Annotated in this window: 16 protein-coding genes; 9 read left to right on the forward strand and 7 right to left on the reverse strand. The window is 62.2% G+C overall.

Going from position 1 to position 19,427, the window contains the following annotated elements; all coding sequences use genetic code 11:
* Positions 1–227 precede the first annotated feature (227 nt).
* Positions 228–1,202 (forward strand): 2-hydroxyacid dehydrogenase, encoded by a 975-nt coding sequence (locus ACTJKT_RS03630; protein WP_440786220.1) that lies wholly within the window; start codon positions 228–230, stop codon positions 1,200–1,202.
* A 304-nt stretch (positions 1,203–1,506) separates the two neighbouring features.
* On the opposite strand, the gene ACTJKT_RS03635 is transcribed toward ACTJKT_RS03630, so the two are convergent.
* A complete protein-coding gene (locus ACTJKT_RS03635) occupies positions 1,507–2,406 on the reverse strand; it encodes a DMT family transporter (protein ID WP_440786221.1) in 900 nt (299 codons plus the stop codon).
* A 260-nt stretch (positions 2,407–2,666) separates the two neighbouring features.
* Between ACTJKT_RS03635 and ACTJKT_RS03640 the strand changes: the two genes are divergently transcribed.
* Positions 2,667–3,542 carry a helix-turn-helix domain-containing protein gene (locus ACTJKT_RS03640; protein ID WP_440786222.1) on the forward strand — a complete coding sequence of 292 codons (876 nt, stop codon included), beginning with the start codon at positions 2,667–2,669 and terminating at the stop codon, positions 3,540–3,542.
* A 144-nt stretch (positions 3,543–3,686) separates the two neighbouring features.
* Here ACTJKT_RS03640 and dacB read toward each other — a convergent pair whose 3' ends face one another.
* The 4 genes from dacB to ACTJKT_RS03660 all read right to left on the reverse strand — a co-directional run bounded on the left by dacB (position 3,687) and on the right by ACTJKT_RS03660 (position 7,478).
* A complete protein-coding gene (dacB, locus tag ACTJKT_RS03645) occupies positions 3,687–5,135 on the reverse strand; it encodes a D-alanyl-D-alanine carboxypeptidase/D-alanyl-D-alanine endopeptidase (RefSeq protein WP_440786223.1) in 1,449 nt (482 codons plus the stop codon).
* Positions 5,136–5,280: 145 nt separating this feature from the next.
* On the reverse strand, positions 5,281–5,601 hold the full coding sequence (locus tag ACTJKT_RS03650) for a DUF3325 domain-containing protein (RefSeq protein WP_440786224.1): 321 nt from the start codon (positions 5,599–5,601) through the stop codon (positions 5,281–5,283).
* Complete coding sequence (locus ACTJKT_RS03655; protein WP_440786225.1) at positions 5,602–7,176, reverse strand: PepSY-associated TM helix domain-containing protein; 1,575 nt, start codon at positions 7,174–7,176, stop codon at positions 5,602–5,604.
* A complete protein-coding gene (locus ACTJKT_RS03660; protein WP_440786226.1) occupies positions 7,173–7,478 on the reverse strand; it encodes a DUF3649 domain-containing protein in 306 nt (101 codons plus the stop codon). The genes ACTJKT_RS03655 and ACTJKT_RS03660 overlap by 4 nt, the downstream gene beginning before the upstream one ends.
* Before the next feature lie 219 nt (positions 7,479–7,697).
* Between ACTJKT_RS03660 and ACTJKT_RS03665 the strand changes: the two genes are divergently transcribed.
* From ACTJKT_RS03665 to ACTJKT_RS03685, 5 genes are all read left to right on the forward strand, one after another.
* On the forward strand, positions 7,698–8,186 hold the full coding sequence (locus tag ACTJKT_RS03665) for a sigma-70 family RNA polymerase sigma factor (RefSeq protein WP_440786227.1): 489 nt from the start codon (positions 7,698–7,700) through the stop codon (positions 8,184–8,186).
* Positions 8,187–8,208: 22 nt separating this feature from the next.
* Positions 8,209–9,174, forward strand: coding sequence for a FecR domain-containing protein (locus tag ACTJKT_RS03670; RefSeq protein WP_440786228.1), 966 nt, complete (start codon positions 8,209–8,211; stop codon positions 9,172–9,174).
* Between the two features lie 230 nt (positions 9,175–9,404).
* Complete coding sequence (gene fecA / locus ACTJKT_RS03675) at positions 9,405–11,765, forward strand: TonB-dependent Fe(3+) dicitrate receptor FecA (protein ID WP_440786229.1); 2,361 nt, start codon at positions 9,405–9,407, stop codon at positions 11,763–11,765.
* Positions 11,766–12,462: 697 nt separating this feature from the next.
* Positions 12,463–13,203: a DUF6875 domain-containing protein gene (locus ACTJKT_RS03680; protein WP_440786230.1), complete on the forward strand. Its 741-nt coding sequence runs from the start codon at positions 12,463–12,465 to the stop codon at positions 13,201–13,203.
* Complete coding sequence (locus ACTJKT_RS03685) at positions 13,187–14,527, forward strand: ATP-binding cassette domain-containing protein (protein WP_440786231.1); 1,341 nt, start codon at positions 13,187–13,189, stop codon at positions 14,525–14,527. The genes ACTJKT_RS03680 and ACTJKT_RS03685 overlap by 17 nt, the downstream gene beginning before the upstream one ends.
* 143 nt (positions 14,528–14,670) lie before the next feature.
* On the opposite strand, the gene ACTJKT_RS03690 is transcribed toward ACTJKT_RS03685, so the two are convergent.
* Entirely contained in the window at positions 14,671–15,078 is a 408-nt protein-coding gene (locus ACTJKT_RS03690; RefSeq protein WP_009047054.1) for an HPF/RaiA family ribosome-associated protein, read from the reverse strand.
* 212 nt (positions 15,079–15,290) lie between these two features.
* Positions 15,291–16,238: a LysR substrate-binding domain-containing protein gene (locus ACTJKT_RS03695; protein ID WP_007932401.1), complete on the reverse strand. Its 948-nt coding sequence runs from the start codon at positions 16,236–16,238 to the stop codon at positions 15,291–15,293.
* A gap of 135 nt (positions 16,239–16,373) precedes the next feature.
* On the opposite strand from ACTJKT_RS03695, the gene ACTJKT_RS03700 reads away from it, so the two are divergent.
* Positions 16,374–17,750, forward strand: a complete 1,377-nt coding sequence (locus ACTJKT_RS03700; RefSeq protein ID WP_440786232.1) for an L-serine ammonia-lyase — start codon at positions 16,374–16,376, stop codon at positions 17,748–17,750.
* A gap of 201 nt (positions 17,751–17,951) precedes the next feature.
* Positions 17,952–19,253, forward strand: a complete 1,302-nt coding sequence (locus ACTJKT_RS03705) for a serine/threonine transporter (protein WP_440786233.1) — start codon at positions 17,952–17,954, stop codon at positions 19,251–19,253.
* Positions 19,254–19,427: the final 174 nt, after the last annotated feature.

Here is a 19,427-nt window from a genome sequence, read left to right on the forward strand (position 1 = left end):
CGGGGCTCCCCCATCCCTGTAGCCGCTGCCGCAGGCTGAGATAANAAGGCCGAAGGCCTTCGGCGATCTCAAGAGCACGTCTCCTGCGGAGCCGATCGCAGCCTGCGGCAGCGGCTACATTCCCCGAGACCTCCTTACCCCCAGCGGCCTGCCGCAGCCGCTACAAAAAGCCCGTGGGGAATGTTAGCTTGCTTGGCATTCTCCTCCGCCCGACGAGCTTTCCCGCGATGAAAAAGACCGTACTTGCCTTCAGCCGCATCACCCCGGACATGATCGAGCGCCTGCGCCAGGACTTCGAGGTGATAGTGCCCAACCCCAAGCTGGGCGATATCGGTGCGCAATTCAACGAAGCCCTGCCCCATGCCCACGGCCTGATCGGCGTCGGTCGCAAGCTGGGCCGCGCGCAGCTGGAAAACGCCAGCCAGCTGGAAGTGGTTTCCAGCGTCTCGGTGGGCTACGACAACTATGACCTGGGCTACTTCAACGAACGCGGGATCATGCTCACCAACACCCCGGACGTGCTCACCGAAAGCACCGCCGACCTGGCCTTCGCCCTGCTGATGAGCAGCGCCCGGCGCGTCGCCGAACTGGACGCCTGGACCAAGGCCGGGCAATGGCAGGCCAGCGTCGGCGCACCGCTGTTCGGTTGCGATGTGCATGGCAAGACCCTGGGCATCGTCGGCATGGGCAATATCGGCGCGGCCATCGCCCGCCGCGGTCGCCTGGGCTTCAACATGCCGGTGATCTACAGCGGCAACAGCCGCAAACCCGCGCTGGAACAGGAGCTGGGCGCGCAGTACCGCAGCCTCGAGCAGTTGCTGGCCGAAGCGGATTTCGTCTGCCTGGTGGTGCCATTGAGCGAAAAGACCAAGCACCTGATCAGCCACCGCGAACTGGCGCTGATGAAGCCGAGCGCGATCCTGGTGAACATCTCCCGCGGTCCGGTGGTGGATGAGCCGGCGCTGATCGAAGCCCTGCAGAACGGCAGGATTCGCGGTGCCGGCCTGGACGTCTACGAGAAGGAACCGCTGGCCGAGTCGCCGCTGTTCCAGCTGAAAAACGCCGTGACCCTGCCGCATATCGGCTCGGCCACCCATGAAACCCGCGACGCGATGGCCAACCGCGCCCTGGCCAACCTGCGCAGCGCCCTGCTCGGCGAACGCCCGCAGGACCTGGTCAACCCGCAGGTGTGGAAAGGCTGAAACCCGCACGGTCCTCTGTAGGAGCGAAGCTTGCTCGCGATAGCGGTGCCTCAGGTACACCGCGTCATGCCTATCGCGGGCAAGCCTCGCTCCTACAGAAACCCCGCCCACCTACACACCCGCACACCCTGTAGCCGCTGCCGAGCAACGCGAGGCTGCGATCGGCGGCGCAGCCGTCGCAAAACCAGGCGACCTGATCTGGCAGGTCAATCGCGGGTGTTGGCCTGGCGAGGGCTACGTCGGAATGCCGCCCACCTCATTCGCAGCCTCGCGTTGCTCGGCAGCGGCTACAGGGCGGGTCAAATCAGGCGAGTCGAGGCCCGGGGGCGGCCAGCGGCTTCGGCTTGCGGAACACCAGCACGTTGCCCAGCATCACCAGGACCAGCCCGGCCAGCGCCGGGGTGGTCCACTGGTAACCTTCGGCGAAGGCCGAGACATTCAGCGCCACCACCGGGAACAGCACGGTGCAGTAGGCCGCCCGCTCCGGGCCCATGCGGCCGACCAGGGTCAGGTAGGCGGTGAAGCCGATCACCGAACCCGGGATCACCAGATACAACAGCGAGCCGATATAGCGCGCGTTCCACTCCATATCGAAAGGGATACCCTTGACCAGGCAATAAGCCGCCAGCATCGCCGCGCCATAGGCCATGCCCCAGGCGTTGGTGGTCAGGGGCTTGAGGCCGGCTTTCTGTTGCAGGCTGGAAAGCATGTTGCCCGCCGAGAAACACAGGGTGCCCAACAGCGCCAACCCCAGGCCGAGCAGGGTTTGCGGGCTGGCGCTATGGCCGGCCAGTTCCGGCCAGAACAGCAGGCCCAGCCCCAACAGCCCCAGCGCCCCGCCCAGCAGTACGTTGCGGGCGATCTTCTGGGCGAAGAACACCCGGGCATTCAGGGCGTTCCACAGGGTCGCGGTGGAGAACACCACCGCCACCAGGCCGCTGGGAATCCACTGACTGGCATGCAGGAAACACATGAAGTTGATACAGAACAGGCACAGCCCCTGGGCCAGGCAGATCAGGTGCCCGCGGCGGTTCATCACCTGCAGCTTGCGGCTGAGCAGCAGCATGACGAACAGCACCAGGGCCGCCAGGGCGAAGCGATAGACGATGGACACCGGAATCGCCACCACCCCCAGCTGCCACTTGAGGGCGATCCAGGTGGTGCCCCAGATCAGGACGGTGAGCAGATAAAGCGAGAGGTTCATGGCGCGGGACTCCTGTGCAGGGCAACCCAGTCTCAGGCCATGGGGCGCCCGGGCGCTTGCATAAACTTGCGCTTTTGTCGGCTGCCGGGCTGGCAGCGCGCGGCCTACGGAGTAGGATGCAGACCATGCCATGTAGCCGCTGCCGCAGGCTGCGATCGGCTCCGCAAGAGACGTGCTCTTGAGATCGCTGAAGGCCTTCGGCCTTATCGCAGCCTGCGGCAGCGGCTACAGAATGCAGTTCAATTTCAGACATGACCGCCATGCCCGCACTGGAAACCCTGCAAGTCTTTCAAGCCCTGAACCGCTCGCCCAATGCTCGCCTGGAGCACAGCGCCGAGCTCGGTGACGGCTTGGCCGCAGCCTTGTGGAGCAACCATCACGACGCCCAGGACTACGAAGCGCCGAGCCATCACACCCTGTCGTGCTACATCGCCGGCGGCACCGGGACCTTTCGCCGCGGCCAGCCGGGGACCAAGGGCGGCCCGGACAAGCTGTGCATCCTGCCCGCCGAGCACCGTTCGGCCTGGGTGATCAACGGCGAGATCCGCCTGGCCCACCTGTATTTCAGCCCGGAGCAATTTGCCCTGGGCTGCGTGACCCTGCTGGACCGCGAACCCCGTGAGCTGCAATTGCAGGAAAACACCTTCCTCGACGATCCGCAGCAGGCCAAGCGCTTTCGGCAACTGATCCAGCTGAACTGGGACGAACCCGGCGAACGCCTGCTGACCAGCAGTCTGGCCCACGAGATGCTCAGCCACGCCCTGCTGACCCAGGTCGGCCTGCGCCAGGGCCTGCGCCTCAAGGGCGGGCTGGCGGCGCACCAGCGTCGGCAGTTGGTGGAATACATCGACAGCCAGTTGGCCGAACCCATCAGCCTCGGGCAACTGGCCGCGCGCTGCGCCTTGTCGGAATACCACTTCGCGCGGATGTTCCGCGCAAGCTTCGGCCTGCCCCCCCATCAATACCTGCTGGCGCGGCGCCTGAAGCATGCCCGCGACCTGCTGCGCAGCACCCGCCTGCCCCTGGGCGAGATCGCCCTGGCCTGCGGCTTCGCCAGCGCTAGCCACTTCACCAACCGCTTTCGCCAGGCCCTGGGCGGCACGCCCGGGGAATATCGCCAGGCGTTTCTTGGCTGAGCGCAGCCGTCAGCGACACCGCGTCGTTCTTATCGCGGGCAAGTCGGATCGCCGCCCGCTCGCTCCTACAAAAGCAGCGCTCATCTTCTGTAGGAGCGAGGCTTGCCCGCGATGGCGATGTGTCAGGCAACCCCGATCCCCGTCTTATTGCAACAGCACCTGCGTCACCCGGTCTTCCAGAGCCTTGATGCGCGCGCCATCGACCCGGTAGTTGTTCGACAGCATCACCAGCACCAGCCGGCGGCCATCGGCCGCGCGCAGATACCCGGACAACGACGACACGCCCTGCATCGAGCCGGTCTTGGCATGCAGGTTATCCACAGCCCCGGTGCCTTGCAGGCGATAACGCAGGGTGCCGCCGGTCATGCGCTGGGCATCGCCAGCCACCGGCAACGCCGCATACCAGGTGGCGAACCAGGGCTGCTTGCGCGCCACCAGCAGCAGGTCGCTGAGGCTCTGGCTGGAAATCTGGTTGCGCCGCGACAGCCCCGAGCCGTCCACCTGCACCAGCCCTTGCGGGTTCAGGCCCTGGCGCCGCAGGAAGCCCTCGATGGCCGCCACCCCGGCAGCGGCGGTGCCGACATTGGCGGTCTTGCGGCCCATGGCCTTGAGCAGCACTTCCGACATGTTGTTGTTCGACAGCTTGAGCAGCGGCGTGATCAAGCCCGCCAGCGGCATCGACGAGTGGCTGGCCAGCACCCGGGCGGCGGGCGCGGTGGACTGGCCGATGCGTACCTGGCCCTGCACCGTCACACCCTGTTCGGCCAGCGCTTGTTGGAACACGTCCGCCACCAGGCGGGTCGGTTCCCACACGCTGACCCAATGGCGCCGCGACTGCCCCGGCGGCAAGGCGCCGCTGACCAGCAACAGGTTGCTGCCATGCTCACGGCCGACCTGCAGGCTGTCCGTCGTCCCGACCCGGCCCTGGTTGTGCAGGCTCATCAGCCGGTTTTCCGGGCTGACGCGCACCGCCAGCGGCGCTCCCGGCATAGTCGGTGCCGTGACCGAAACCAGCACGCTGCCGGCGTCGAAGTCGTCGTTGGGGGAAATATTGAGAGCGGAAATCTGCGCCGCGTAATACAGGCTTTCATCGTCGCTGGCCCAGTCGACGCCGAGTCGCTGGTCATCGAAGGCGGTGTCGTCGAGCACCAGGTCACCCATGACCTGACGAATGCCGGTGCGCGCCAGCGCCGCCGCCAGCTCCCGGTAGTCCGCGGCCTGCATGCTCGGGTCGCCGGAACCGCGCAGATAGAGATTGCCCTGCAGGCGCTCGCCCTGCTGCGCGCCGTCGCCCAGCACCTCGGTGGCGAAACGGTAGTCGGGGCCGAGGACGTCCAGCGCGGCGGCGGTGGTCAGCAGCTTGAGGCTCGAAGCCGGGATCAGGCGGCTGTCGGGGTTGTGCTGATACAAGGCCGCACCGCTCTCGGCATCGCGCACCGTCAGCGATACCGTGGCGCCCTGGAGCGCCGGATCGGCCAGGACCTGATCCAGGTTGGCGGCGTAGCGGGCGCCGGGATGGCTGGCGCAAGCCGCCAGTGACAAGGCCAGGAACAACCCCAGCCCGCGAGTGTAGAAACGATGTGCTGAACCCATGAAAAACGTATTTCCTTGATGACCTCGAACCCGCGCCAACAGCCTTGCAGCGGTTGCGACGGGCGCCCAGATAACGATTGGCGAGGGGTTCGTGTCAACGAACAATCGAAGCCGGCCCCTCAGGCCGGGCGCCGTAGAACGCTTATTACGCCAACGCGGCCAGCGGGCTGACCAGCAGTCCCAGCCCGGCCGCCAACAACGCCAGGCGCGGTTGATACGGCAGCAACAGCACCAGCGACAAGGCGCTGAGCATCAAGGCCGCGCACCACTGCACCAAGCCCAGGCCCCAGCCGGCCGCAGCGATCGCCGCCCACAGCGAACCGGCCAGCAGCAGCCAGCCGCCAATGCGCAGACCACCACGGCGACGGGCCGTGGGCTTGTAGCCCAGGAGTTCGGCGTGATGACGGTCCATCGACAGGCACAACCCGGCAAAGCCTGGGTAACACAGCAGCAGCGCCAGGAGCATTCAGTTGGCCTCGGCTTCAAGGGTGGCCCGCCGTGCGCGGACGGCAGCGGCAGGATGGGCAACAGGACGCGACATCTTCCAGCCCCCCCAGGCCAGGAACAGCCCCGCCGCCAGGCAGGTCAGGTCGAACCCGGCGCGGACCCAGTCGCCGTGCACCAGGAAACCATCCAGCACATCGGGCATCGTCAGCGCATCCAGCAGCGGCACGCTGGCCAGCAACAACGCCGCCAGGCCCAGCTGCTCGACCCAGGCCTTGCGCCCGCGGCGCAGCGCGGCGTGCAGCAGGCTCAGGCCCCAGACGATAAAGAAGCTGTTCACTTCCCAGTCCGCCCGCTCGGCGAGGCTCACCGGCAACAGGCGATTGGCCCAGAAGAAGGCGGCGACGGCCAGCACCAGGCCGGACATGCTGGCGATGTTCAGCACTTCCACCAGGCGCAGTTCGAAGGGCGTCACTCCACTCTTGGCATGCTTGAGCTGGCGCTTGCCCAGCCAGATCACCAGCCCGGTGCCGATCATCGCGGTGGCGGCCAGGCCGCAGATAAAGTACAACCAGCGCAGCAACGGCCCGGCGAAGAGGCCCATGTGCAGCCCGTAAAAACTGCCGTTGATGGCCAGGGCCGTCGACTGCGGCGGCGACACCTGCAACAGCTTGCCGCTGACCCCGTCGAACGTGACCACGTTGCCAAAGTCGCGGACCACCTGGTCGCCGCCATGGCGCATGACATTCACCGAGGCATTGGCGTCCCCCGGATTGTTCACCGTGATGCGCCCCACGCGGCCGCCCGGCCACTGTTCGCGGGCCTGCTCCAGCAGCGGTTCGAGTTGCACCAGGTGCGCCGGCTTGCCAGCGGCCGGGGCGTTTTTGCTGGCGGGAAACACCTCGTTGAAATACGCCCGGGTGTCGTTGCCGTAGGTGGCCAGGATGCTCGCCGGCATGACCATCGACATGAAGATCACCAGGCTGCTGTAGGTAATCATCAGGTGGAACGGCAGCACCAGCACGCCTACCGCGTTGTGCCCGTCGAGCCAGGAGCGCTGGCCCTTGCGGGGGCGGAAGGTGAAGAAGTCCTTGAAGATTTTCTTGTGGGTGATGATGCCGCTGATCAAGGCGACGAACATCAGCATGGCCGCCGCGGTGGACAACCAGCGGCCCCACGGATGGGGCATCTGCAACTGGAAATGGAAGCGGTAGAAGAACTCGCCGCCGCGGGTATCGCGAGCCTGCAACTCAGCGCCGGTGGCCGGGTCCAGCAGCTTCTGGGTGAAGGCGCCGCGCTCGCCGGGCTTGCCCGGAAACTGCCACATCACCGACAGGCCCGGTTCACGGACATCGGGCAGGCTGATAAACCAGCGCGAGGCGCCCTGGGCGTGCTGCTGCAGATAACTCTGGGCGAGGATCACACTGGTTTCGTTGCTGACCGAGCGCGACGGCACTTCAGGCTGCATCCAGTGACTGATTTCGTCCTTGAAGTAGGCCAGGGTACCGGTCAGGAAAATCGCCAGCAGCAGCCAGCCGAATACCAGTCCGGCCCAGGTATGTAGCCAGGCCATGGACTGGCGAAATCCCTCCTTCATGAGAGATTCATCCAGTACGCCAACGCAGAAATCGCCGCCAACACCAGCGCCGGCAGCAGCAAGCCGAACCAGGCCTGCCAGGCCGTGCGGCAGGCAAAGCACCAGAGCACCGCCACCAGGTAGAACAGGAAGGAGGTCATCATGCCGCCGACCACCGCATCGGCGCGGGAGACGGGGAGCAGCAGGGTCATGCAGACGCTGGACAACGCCGCCAGCAGGTAACCGCCGAACACCGCGGCCAGTACCCGCGACGTCACAGCCAGACGATAGGAAGAGGGAATTGCAGCAACTTTGCTTTTCATGTTTCGACCTTGAAACCAGGACCGCCCGGCACAGGGAAAACCCCACCCGGGCTCAAGTCGGCGCAATATTAATGATAAATATTCTCATGTGCAAAAATTCACTGACCCGCCGCGGGATCTTCCGCCGGTCCGGGTTGATTGCCCAATGCCCTGTCAGACCACTACAATGCGAACAATTCTTGTTCTCTTAAGCATCTTCATGCTGCCGGAGCGTTCGGCTTGGCTCACTCCTCTACCGTCGAAGTCCTCTATCACGCCCATCACAGCTGGCTGAACGGCTGGTTGCGGCGTCGGCTCGGCTGCCCCGACAGCGCCGCCGACCTGGCCCAGGACACCTTTATCCGCGTGCTCAGCGCCCGGGAAACGCCGTCGATCGTCGAGCCACGGGCGTTCCTCACCACCATCGCCAAGCGGGTGCTGTGCAACCATTACCGGCGCCAGGACCTGGAACGGGCCTACCTCGAGACGCTGGCGCAGATGCCGGAACTGCTGGCGCCATCCGAAGAGGACAAGGCGATCATCCTGCAGACCCTGCTGGAGCTGGACCAGTTGTTCGACGGTTTGCCGCGCCTGGTGAAACGCGCGTTCCTGCTGGCCCAGGTCGATGGCCTGAAACACGGCGAGATCGCCCGCGAACTGGGGATCTCCATCGCCACGGTCAAGCGCCACCTGCACAAGGCAGCCCTGCGCTGCTACTTCGCCCTGTGAACCCCGCCATGAACCCAACCCTATGAATGCTGCCCTTCCCCGCCCGCCGGAGATCGGCGCCCAGGTCGCCGAACAGGCCGTGCACTGGCTGATCGAAATGCAGGCGGGGCCGCTCAGCCCGCGCCAGCAACTGGCCTGGCAGCAGTGGCACGACGCCCACAGCGAACATCAGCGCGCCTGGGAGCATATCCAGCGGGTCAATTCGCGGCTGCGCGGCCTGTCTTCGCCCCTGGCCCATGCCGCGCTCAATGGGTCTAAGTCCTCCAGCCGGCGCCAGGCGCTGAAACTGCTGCTGATCCTCGGCGCCGGTTCCGCCGCGGCCTGGGGCTTGCGCGAACACAATCCGCTGACCCCGCTGATGGCCGATTACCGCAGCCCGGTGGGCCAGCGACGCAAGCTGCAACTGAGCGACGGCAGCCAGTTGCAACTCAATACCGACAGTGCGGTGGACGTGAGTTTCGACGGCCAGCAACGGCTGATCCGGCTATTGGCCGGGGAGATCCTGCTGACCACCGCGGCCGACAGCCGGCCACTGCTGATTCAGAGCGCCCAGGGCGTTTTACGCCCGCAAGGCGCACGGCTGAACCTGCGCCAGTTCAGCCAGCGCACCCAGTTGGCGGTGTTCGAGGGCAACGTCAGCCTCAGCCCGTCGGATTATTCGGGAACGCCGTTGCTGGTAAACAAGGGGCAACAATTGAGCTTCACCCGCAGCGCCTGGGAAAACCCGCGGCCGCTGGACGCCGGCAGCGGCGCCTGGAGCGACGGCATGCTGGTGGCCGCCCATATGCGCCTGGCGGACTTCCTCGACGAGTTGGGCCGCTACCGTCGCGGCCAGCTCAACTGCGATCCACGGGTCGCCGACCTGCTGATCTCCGGCAGTTATCCACTGGACGACAGCGAACGGATCCTCGACCTGCTGGAAATCAGCCTGCCGGTGAAGGTCAGGCGCTTCACCCGTTATTGGGTCACGGTCGAAGCCCGCGCCTGACTGTAGCCGCTGCCGAAGGCTGCGATAAGGCCCGAAGGGCCTTCGAGGGCCTCAAGAGCACGTCCCCTTCGGGGCCGATCGCAGCCTTCGGCAGCGGCTACAGGTCGACGCCAATTTAATGTTTTTCCCCCAACACCAGATTTTTTTCATTTTGTGTGAGCCGTTTTCCAGCCCTCGCGTGACAGAGAAGGAAAGCCCCCTTGACTGCAACCTTCTCAGGATCGATGTCCATGCCCCAGCACCCCACCCGCCTTACGCCCCTCGCCCGCACCCTGCGCCAGTTGCTGCTGGGCGCCAGCCTGAGCTTGGCCGCCCTGCCGCTGGCCATGGCCGCCGACGGCCCGGCCCGCGACTATCACATCGCGGCGTCGTCGCTGGAAAACGCCCTGAACCAGTTCGGCCGTGAAGCCGGGGTGCTGATTTCCTTTGGCTCCCAGGTCACCAGTGGCGTGCAGAGCCAGGGCCTGGAAGGCAGCTACACCACCGAAGAAGGTCTGAATGCCTTGCTCAAGGGCACCGGCCTGCAAGCCCGCGCCGAAGGCGGCAATGCCTTCAGCCTGCAACCGGTGAGCGCCGAGGGCGCACCGGCCGCCCTGGAGCTGGGCACGTCCAGCGTGGTCGGCGACTGGCTGGGCGATGCGGCGCAGACCAACGTCTTCGAACACCCCGGTGCCCGTGACGTGATCCGCCGCGAAGAGTTCGAACGCCAGGGCGCGACCCAGGCCCGCGACGTGCTCAACCGCATTCCCGGGGTCAACGCCCCGGAAAATAACGGCACCGGCAGCCACGACATGGCGCTGAACTTCGGCATTCGCGGGCTCAACCCGCGCCTGGCCTCGCGCTCCACGGTGCTGATGGACGGCATTCCGGTGCCCTTCGCGCCCTATGGCCAGCCGCAGCTGTCCTTCGCCCCGGTCAGCATGGGCAACATGGACGCCGTGGACGTGGTGCGTGGCGGTGGCGCTGTGCGCTACGGGCCGCAGAACGTCGGCGGCATCGTCAACTTCGTGACCCGCGCCATCCCCGATGCGCCCACGGTCAAGGGCGGCTTCCAGACCGAGACCAGCCCGTCCTCCAGCCATGACGGCTTCAAGACCACCGGCAACCTGCTGGCCGGTGGCACCGCCGACAACGGCCTGGGCGGCGCCCTGCTGTACTCCGGCACCCGTGGCGGCGACTGGCGCGAACACAGCGACACGCAGATCGACGACCTGATCCTCAAGGGCCACTACCAGCTCGACGACGCCAACAGCTTCAACGCCATGGCCCAGTACTACGAGGGCGAAGCGGACATGCCCGGCGGCCTCAACGTTGCCGACTACAAGGCCGACCCGTATCAGTCGACCCGCCCGTACGACAAATTCTGGGGCCGTCGCACGCTGATCAACTTCGGCTACCGCTACCAGGAAGATCGCCGCGAATTCACCGTCAACAGCTTCTTCACCAAGACCCTGCGCAGCGGCTACCTGGACCAGGGCAGCTTCCTCTCGCTGTCGCCACGCGAGTACTGGGTGCGCGGCATCGAAACCCGCTTCGCCCAGGGCTTCGACCTCGGCCCGACCAGCCATGAGCTGGGCATCGGCTACCGCTACATCAACGAGGCCGGGCACGAGTTGCGCTACCGCACGCCGATCAGCGCCAACCAGCAACTGCCGAACACCAGCAGCCGCAACGACCGCGATACCCGCGGCGGCACCGAGGCCAATGCGTTCTTCGTCGACGACCGCATCGATATCGGCAAGTGGACCCTCACCCCGGGCATCCGCTACGAGATGATCGAGTCCCAGCAGACCAACAACCTGACCAACGTCAAGTACAAGGGTGACTACAACACCGCGCTGCCGGCGCTGAATGTGATGTACCACCTGACCGACAGCTGGAACCTCTACGCCAACACCGAAGGTTCGTTCGGCAGCGTACAGTACAGCCAGATGCCCAACCGCGTGAGCAGCGGCGAAGTGAAACCGGAGAAGGCCCGTACCTGGGAACTGGGCACCCGCTATGACGACGGCGCCCTGCGGGCGGAGATCGGCGCGTTCCTGATCAACTTCGACAATCAGTACGACAGCAACCAGACCAACGACTCGGTGATCGCCCGTGGCGAAACCCGTCACCAGGGCATCGAGACCAGCGTCAATTACGCGCTGGACGGCCTGAGCCCGGCACTGGCCGGTTTCGATGTGTATGCCACCTACGCCTACGTCGACGCCACCATCCGTGAAGACGGGCCGAACAAGGGCAACCGCGTGCCGTTCTCGTCCAAGCACAAGGGCACCCTCGGTATCGGTTACACCGAAGGCCCGTGGAAGCTGAACGTCGACAGCAGCTACCAGAGCAGCCAGTTCGCCGACAACGCCAACACCTCCGCCGAAAGCGCCGACGGCAGCACCGGGCGGATTCCCGGCTACATGCTGTTCAGCAGCCGCGCCGCCTACGACTTCGGCCCGCAACTGTCGGACCTGAACGTGGCGGTCGGGGTGAAGAACATCTTCAACCACCAATACTTCACCCGCTCGTTCGACGACAACAACAAAGGCAAATACGTGGGCGAACCACGGACCCTGTACGTACAGACCTCTGTGGCGTTCTGATCCAACGCTATCGCCGGCAAGCCTGGCTCCTACAGAACAGCGCACCACCTTGCTTCTGTAGGAGCGGCCGGTCGACGCTCGATTGCTCGCGATAGCGTCCGACCTGACACACCGCGTCGCCCTCATCGCCAGTAAGCCTGGCTCCTACAGAACACCAAATCATTCCGCTGCTGGAACGAACTCGCTGACGATGGCATCGAGGCTGACAACACAGCTCGACATGTTTCTCAAAGCGTTCAAACCAAAAGTTCAGTAATCGATTACAACGACGCCAAAAACCAGCCGCTCCGCCTTGCGACCTGTCATTAAGAAATAACCATATAACAAATTAAATCTATAAAAATCCGATGTTGGTTGCACACAGCAATGACGATGAATTGAAGGCAGTAGTCAGTCACGTGATGCCCATCCTTTCCAGGAGTATCGATCTCACGGACAACCTCAATTGGAGCTTGCTATGCAAAACGACTTTACTTCCCCGGCCTCTGTTGCCTTCTCTAATAAAGGTATGGATATCGAGTTCAAACCCAGGAGGAAAAACATTCTGATGAAAATCATCTCTAGAACTTCCATTTGCCAGTCTTTCGCGGCCGGCGGCTGCGAAGGCTGGAAGTGGTAAACATGATCGTTTGACTGTGGAGAACCTCTTTGCCTGCAAAGAGGTTCTGATAATGGGTTAAAAGCGAGCATGTTCACTATGAGTTCAAACTTCTACTCTATCTCCGACTTTGATGAGGATAGGGTCCCTGGCTTCGCAGCAAAAGCCTACAAACTGACACTGCCTTATGTGACCCGGTTCTTGACAGCCAGACATCCTTATCGAAATGGAGCTGTCTGCCCATTTATCGCCGGAGCCCTTAAAAACGAAACGCTGTATTTCAGCTTTGCCGACTTCCATGACCACAACGACTGGGCTGCTTTCATAGAGCAATGCATCAGGTTCATGGAGAGCAAGCGGGATGACAATAAGCTTGGCCGTGCCTTGATTATCCTGCTTCCCGATGATTTTGATCTGGAATTCCTATTACGAATTCATGTAGATAACAAAGTAAAATGTGTAGAGTCCTTTTTAATGCTTGGCGCCCTCTACAAAGACAGCAATGCAAAAAGCCTTCACAGCCCTGACTTTTTCCCTCTGAGAACACCTACCCCAACTCTTGTGATGCGAGAAATCACCGCTGGTGATTTAGTTTTTCTCGAACCAAAGCATTACAGCATTTTCACTCGCCTGAAATTTCTCAAATCATATGTTCGTCGCTTCGAAACCGGTCGATCTTCAGCGTACGAAATACGCCAGGTCTCTGTCTCAAGAAAGATCATCAGGCGATACAGCATAAGAATTCTATTGGATTGTATTTTCCGACTGATGTTGCTCTCCATCATCATCGGTATTATTGCTGTAGTTCTTAAAGGAGCAACGCATGTTTACCTCCAATAGATACTTCATATCGGGCATTGCATTGATCATCGCCCAACAAGTATCCCTGGCCATATCGACCTATTATATCGCCATGGCAGGTGCGGCTCTTTCACTGCAAGACTACCAACTGTTGAAAACTCGAATAATCCTTTTCTTCTCATTTGCCCTGCTGGGATACCTGATCAGCTCCGTTGTAGAGTTCATTTCAGCAAAGCTGAAGATTGATTTATGGGAGAAGTACATCTTCTCTGTTTACGAGCATCTTCGTCACAATCAACCCCTTTCATCTGAAACAAATCGCAAAAATGTCCAGGGCTGGCTGGGAAGTGAAGTACCGACGACTCTGGACGGCACCGTAAACCTCTATTTCGGCATGACTTCCGTGTATGCCAATATCATAGCCACGATCTATGTGTTTTATTGGGTACTTGGGATTCATATTGCCATATTGATGACAGCCTCGATTCTGATTTCATACTTCCTGGTAAAGGCAATGAAAAGCAGAATCAATACCTGCGCCACACAGATACAACAAAAGAGACTTAACGTAGTCAAGCGTACAAGTTCACTTTGGGATTACTATCTGAATGCCAACTCCTCCATGATCGACTACTCGGAGGCATCGTCCAGATTATTGATCGCGGACTTCCTCAAGTCCTCTCTCTATTACACGAGGCTTGAACAGCTGGCCGCGTGCCTACCGATATGTATAGCCGTCGCATTGACTCTGGTATATCTGCAAGGACTACCTCTGAGCCAGTCTGTCCCCTGGGGAATGCTTGTTGCAATCTTACCGCGCTCCCTACAGGTATTCGGCAACGTTCACTCAATGAGTCTGTATAACAGCAAGTACGTATACTTTCGCAAGAGAATCAGCAATTTATTGAGCTTCACCAAGACCCTGGAACCGCTGAACCTCAACCAACAGGTCATTCGTAACGACATATCGATTTGCGATACCGCGGACGGGAAAACCATCCCCATTGATCAGTTGCTCAATGACATTCGCACATTCGCCAGTTCAAAAGGAAGATTGCTCGTGTCAGGCAAGAATGGCTCTGGGAAATCGTCTTTATTGAAACTGATCAAATCAGAATTCACCGAATCGATTCTGCTGCCAAACCACGCAAGCTTTCATGAAATCGAGACCGCGCTTTCCACTGGAGAAAGCCAGGTTCAAAAACTCCTTCATGTATTGAGTCAACAAGCGCCACTCATCCTGCTGGATGAGTGGGATGCAAACTTAGACCATCAGAACAAGATACTGGTCAGCAACATCCTGGATCAGAAAGCCGAGGAAACATTGATTATTGAAGTGCGGCATTTTCAAGAGGCGGTCTGAAAACGCTCTACCCAGACCAGCCCAACAAAAAAGGCCATCGCACTGCGATGGCCTTTATGTGTATGCCTCCGATGAGGGCCTGCATCAGATGTCTATGACCTACAAACATCCGTTGTGCAGCTGTTTGAAAAGTAACTCAGCCGTCAGCTATTGAGCGCGGCCTGTTCGTTTTCCAGGAATTCCTCTTCAAGCAAGGCGTCGGCCTGACCGGCGCGGGCGCTTGGCGCTGCCGCGGCGCGCTTGTTGCGCAACCGGCCGAACAGGTGTTCCAGGGAATTCTCCAGCTTGGTGGCCGCTCCTTCGATGGCCAGTTCCAGGGATTCGGCTTTGTGGGTCACGGAAATCGGTTGATGGCCTTTTGGCCGCGCCTCCAGTTGGCAGCGCAAATCGTGGGGACCGGGCTTGTCGCCGTTCTCGTCCCGCAGATGAACCTCGACTCGGGTCAGGTCCTCCTCGTAGCGTTCGAGCGTGCTCTCAATGGTAGTACGTACCCACTCCTCCAGTCGGATGCTGCTTTGAATATGGTTATCGCTATTGACCTGGATTTGCATAGTTCTTCCCTTATTTCAGCTAGCTCGCGAGAGGAACCGCGTGCCCCTGAGGGCGTACTTTTTGCGGCCTCTTGGTTACAGAGTTGGGCAGAGCGCAGAACAATTCAACCCCTTAAAAAAGATAAATATCTATTCGCAAATAAAGCCGGACAAAGCGCAAAAGCGCTGTTAATGTCGGGAGTTGGGTCGCCCCACTCCCCTGTCCTTTCTGCTTACCCGTGCCCCCCTCCCAGCGGGTGCAAACCGCGAAATATCTCCGCCTCTTCCACCAGCCAGTCGTGCACCGCGCGCACGCCCGGATGGCTCAGCGCGCCCGGCGCATACAGCAGCACGTAACGCTTGTGATTGGGCACCGCGAGGCCGAACGGCACGATCAGGGTGCCGCGTTCCAGTTCATCGTTGAGCAGGGTACGTCGGGCAATCGCCACCCCCATCCCGGCAGTCGCCGCCTCGATGGTCAGGTGGTTGCGATTGAAGGTGTGCCCACGCCGCACATCCGCGCCCTCGAAGCCGATGGCATTGAGATAGAACTCCCACTCCGCGTACTCATAGCTGCCGCGCCAGGCGGTGATGTCGTGCAGCAGCGGGAAATGCACCAGGTCCGCCGGACCGTGCAGCGGCGGCCGCCCGCGCAACAGGCCTGGGGCACAGACCGGAAATATCTGCTCATCCAGCAGGGCTGTGGATAACAGCCCCGGATAACTGCCGTCGTTGAGGTCGATGGCCAGGTCGAAATCGCCTTCATGCAAGGCCACACTGCTGTCCTCGGCCACCAGCCGCAGCTGAATGTCCGGAAAACGCTGCTGCAGCCGGGGCAAACGCGGGGTCAGCCACTTGCCGAGAAACGACGGGATCGAGCGCAGGCGCAAGGTCCCGCTGATCATCCCGGCATCCAGCCGGCGCAGTTCGGCGTCGATGCTGCCATAGGCCTCGTTCACCGTGATCGCCAGCCGCTGCCCCTCGGCGCTCAGTTCCACCCCACGGGCGCGGCGGTGAAACAGGCGAAAACCGAGCCGCTCTTCCAGTAGGCGGATCTGCTGGCTGACCGCCCCCGGGGTGATGTGCAGCTCTTCCGCGCAACGGGTGAACGACAAGTGCCGCGCGGCACAGGAAAACACATGCAGCCAGACGTAGGTCTGGGCATGAAACTGACGGCTCATCGTTTAGTCCTGCTAAAGGCTGTCTTAGGAAAATTCGTTGGTCAGTCTTGACCGAGCTAGGCAGTATCGCCGACCTAACGCTCGGCCTACAAAAAATGGCAGCGATTTCTCTTCCATTGCTTGTAAGGCTTTAGCATGGCTATCAGTGTTTTCGATCTTTTCAAAGTCGGTATCGGCCCGTCCAGCTCCCACACCGTCGGCCCGATGCGCGCCGCCGCGACCTTCGCCCAGGGGCTGTTCGAGCAAGGGTTGCAGGCGCAGGTGCAGCGGGTGGAAATCCGTCTGTACGGCTCGCTGTCCGCCACCGGCGTCGGCCATGCCACCGACCGCGCCTGCGTCATGGGCCTGATGGGCGAATGGCCGGACAGCATCGACCCAAGCAGCATCGGCCCACGCATCCAGCAACTGCGCGAAAGCGGCGAGCTGAGCCTCGGCGGGCGCTCGACCATCGCCTTCGACTGGCACCGCGACTTGCTGCTGCTCGACGAAAGCCTGCCCTACCACCCCAATGCCATGTCGCTGTCGGCCTTCGGCGCGGATGGCCTGCTGTGGCAGCAGACCTACTACTCGGTGGGCGGCGGTTTTATCGTCGAGGAAGCCGAAGTGGCCGAAGGCGCCCCGGCGGCCAACAGCGTCGAGCTGCCCTACGACTTCAACAGCGCGGTGGAACTCCTGGCCCTGTGCCAACGGCACCAGTTGCGGGTCTCGGAACTGATGATGGCCAACGAACGGGCCTGGCGCAGCGATGCCGAAATCCGCAGCGGCCTGCTGCACATCTGGTCGGTGATGCGCGAATGCGTCGAGCAGGGCCTGCGCCACGAAGGCACCCTGCCCGGCGGCCTGGATGTGCCGCGCCGCGCGGCCAAGCTGCACCGCAACCTGCTGGAAATCGGCAAGCCCAACGTCATCAGCTCGACCCTGTCGGCCATGGAGTGGGTCAACCTGTTCGCCCTGGCGGTGAACGAGGAGAACGCCGCCGGCGGGCGCATGGTCACCGCACCGACCAACGGCGCGGCGGGGATCATCCCGGCGGTGCTGCATTACTACATGAAATTCAACCCCGAAGCGTCGGACGACGACGTGATCGACTTCTTCCTCGGCGCCGCCGCGGTGGGCATCCTCTGCAAGAAAAACGCCTCGATCTCCGGCGCCGAAGTCGGCTGCCAGGGCGAGGTCGGCTCCGCCTGCGCGATGGCCGCCGCGGGCCTGGCCGAGGTGCTCGGGGCCACGCCGGAGCAACTGGAAAACGCCGCCGAAATCGGCCTGGAACATAACCTCGGCCTGACCTGCGACCCGGTCGGCGGCCTGGTGCAGGTGCCCTGCATCGAGCGCAACGCAATCGCCGCGGTGAAGGCGATCAACGCCACCCAGATGGCCCTGCGCGGCGACGGCAAACACTTCATTTCCCTGGACCGGGTGATCCGCACCATGCGCGATACCGGCGCCGACATGCACGATAAATACAAAGAAACTTCACGGGGCGGCCTGGCCGTGAGTTGGGTGGAGTGCTGAGGAGCATTCCCCCAGGCCGTATGAAAACTACTGCGCTCGGCAATACTGCGTTAAAAACAGGCTCGGAATGCTCATGTAGGCCCCTACACTCCGCTTCCTCGCCTGTTTTTGCCTTGTCTTGCCTTCGCTCGCTACGTTTTCAAACGGCCTGACCGCCTGCAATACGTGAGCCCGAGCAAAAATAATAACGAGGCAATACCGATGACCGATGTACGAACACCCGCTGCCGAAAACCCTGCTGTAGAGACTGCCCGCGACACCGCAACCGCCAGCAAAGGCTGGAGCAAACACGACACCACCTGGATGCTCGGCCTGTACGGCACCGCCATCGGCGCCGGCACCCTGTTCCTGCCGATCAACGCCGGGGTCGGCGGCTTCTGGCCGTTGATCGTGCTGGCACTGCTGGCCTTCCCGATGACCTTCTTCGCCCACCGCGGGCTGACCCGCTTCGTGCTGTCCGGGCGCTCTGGCGACATCACCGAGGTGGTGGAAGAGCACTTCGGCATCGGCGCCGGCAAGCTGATCACCCTGCTCTACTTCTTCGCCATCTTCCCGATCCTGCTGGTGTACAGCGTGGCGCTGACCAACACCCTGGGCAGTTTCATGGAACACCAGCTGCACATGACGCCACCGCCGCGGGCGATCCTGTCCCTGGTGCTGATCCTCGGCCTGATGGCCATCGTGCGTTGCGGCCAGGGCGTGATCGTGCGGGCCATGAGCGTGCTGGTCTATCCCTTTGTCGCCGCGCTGTTGCTGCTGGCCCTCAGCCTGATCCCGAACTGGAACGGCGCCTTCTTCGCCTCGGCCAATGACGGCATGTCCATGCCGCTGTTCCTCAAGACCCTGTGGCTGGCGATCCCGGTGATGGTGTTCTCGTTCAACCATTCGCCGATCATCTCGGCCTTCGCCGTCGACCAGAAGCGCCACTACGGCGCCCAGGCCGAACGCAAGAGCAGCGGCATCCTCGCCGTGGCCCACGGCATGATGGTGCTGACGGTGATGTTCTTCTGCTTCAGCTGCGTGCTGGCCCTGTCGCCCGCCGACCTGGCCGCGGCCAAGGCGCAGAACATCTCGATCCTGTCGTACCTGGCCAACCACTTCCAGACCCCGGTGATCGCCTACGCGGCGCCGCTGATCGCGCTGGTGGCCATCACCAAATCCTTCCTCGGCCACTACATCGGCGCCAGCGAAGGTTTCCAGGGGCTGATCGTGAAAAGCCTGCGCAGCCGTGGCCGGAGCCTGTCGTCGCGCTGGCTGGAGCGTTGCACCGCGCTGTTCATGGTCCTGACCTGCTGGGCCGTGGCCACCTTCAACCCGAGCATCCTCGGCATGATCGAAACCCTGGGCGGGCCAGTGATCGCCTGCCTGCTGTTCCTGATGCCGATGTACGCGATCCGGCGGGTGCCGTCGTTGCGCCAGTACTCGGGCCAGCTGTCGAATCTGTTCGTGGTGCTGATCGGCCTGATCGCACTGTCAGCGATCATTTATTCGTTCATGCCCTGAAACGGGTAGCCAAAGAAAAACGGACCATTTGGTCCGTTTTTTTTCGCCCCCGGGTTTATTGGCCGACGGTTTTCCCGGCATGCCCTTTGCTTTGCAAGACCCGAGGAATACGGACGTTAACAAACCTCGGCGAACGGCCTGCCAGTGGTCTGGACCTGCGAACTAATCCCGATC

The sequence above is a fragment of the Pseudomonas sp. 22526 genome (assembly GCF_052044735.1).
Lineage (GTDB): Bacteria > Pseudomonadota > Gammaproteobacteria > Pseudomonadales > Pseudomonadaceae > Aquipseudomonas > Aquipseudomonas piscium.

What these genes read in the sequence shown, in the direction of transcription:
- ACTJKT_RS03700 (WP_440786232.1), top strand. Translation starts at nt 16,374, where the DNA reads ATGGCTATCAGTGTTTTCGATCTTTTCAAAGTCGGTATCGGCCCGTCC.
- ACTJKT_RS03630 (WP_440786220.1), top strand. Translation starts at nt 228, where the DNA reads ATGAAAAAGACCGTACTTGCCTTCAGCCGCATCACCCCGGACATGATC.
- ACTJKT_RS03640 (WP_440786222.1), top strand. Translation starts at nt 2,667, where the DNA reads ATGCCCGCACTGGAAACCCTGCAAGTCTTTCAAGCCCTGAACCGCTCG.
- ACTJKT_RS03635 (WP_440786221.1), bottom strand. Translation starts at nt 2,406, where the DNA reads ATGAACCTCTCGCTTTATCTGCTCACCGTCCTGATCTGGGGCACCACC.
- ACTJKT_RS03670 (WP_440786228.1), top strand. Translation starts at nt 8,209, where the DNA reads ATGAATGCTGCCCTTCCCCGCCCGCCGGAGATCGGCGCCCAGGTCGCC.
- ACTJKT_RS03695 (WP_007932401.1), bottom strand. Translation starts at nt 16,238, where the DNA reads ATGAGCCGTCAGTTTCATGCCCAGACCTACGTCTGGCTGCATGTGTTT.
- ACTJKT_RS03690 (WP_009047054.1), bottom strand. Translation starts at nt 15,078, where the DNA reads ATGCAAATCCAGGTCAATAGCGATAACCATATTCAAAGCAGCATCCGA.
- fecA (WP_440786229.1), top strand. Translation starts at nt 9,405, where the DNA reads ATGCCCCAGCACCCCACCCGCCTTACGCCCCTCGCCCGCACCCTGCGC.
- ACTJKT_RS03705 (WP_440786233.1), top strand. Translation starts at nt 17,952, where the DNA reads ATGACCGATGTACGAACACCCGCTGCCGAAAACCCTGCTGTAGAGACT.
- ACTJKT_RS03685 (WP_440786231.1), top strand. Translation starts at nt 13,187, where the DNA reads ATGTTTACCTCCAATAGATACTTCATATCGGGCATTGCATTGATCATC.
- ACTJKT_RS03650 (WP_440786224.1), bottom strand. Translation starts at nt 5,601, where the DNA reads ATGCTCCTGGCGCTGCTGCTGTGTTACCCAGGCTTTGCCGGGTTGTGC.
- ACTJKT_RS03655 (WP_440786225.1), bottom strand. Translation starts at nt 7,176, where the DNA reads ATGAAGGAGGGATTTCGCCAGTCCATGGCCTGGCTACATACCTGGGCC.
- dacB (WP_440786223.1), bottom strand. Translation starts at nt 5,135, where the DNA reads ATGGGTTCAGCACATCGTTTCTACACTCGCGGGCTGGGGTTGTTCCTG.
- ACTJKT_RS03680 (WP_440786230.1), top strand. Translation starts at nt 12,463, where the DNA reads ATGAGTTCAAACTTCTACTCTATCTCCGACTTTGATGAGGATAGGGTC.
- ACTJKT_RS03660 (WP_440786226.1), bottom strand. Translation starts at nt 7,478, where the DNA reads ATGAAAAGCAAAGTTGCTGCAATTCCCTCTTCCTATCGTCTGGCTGTG.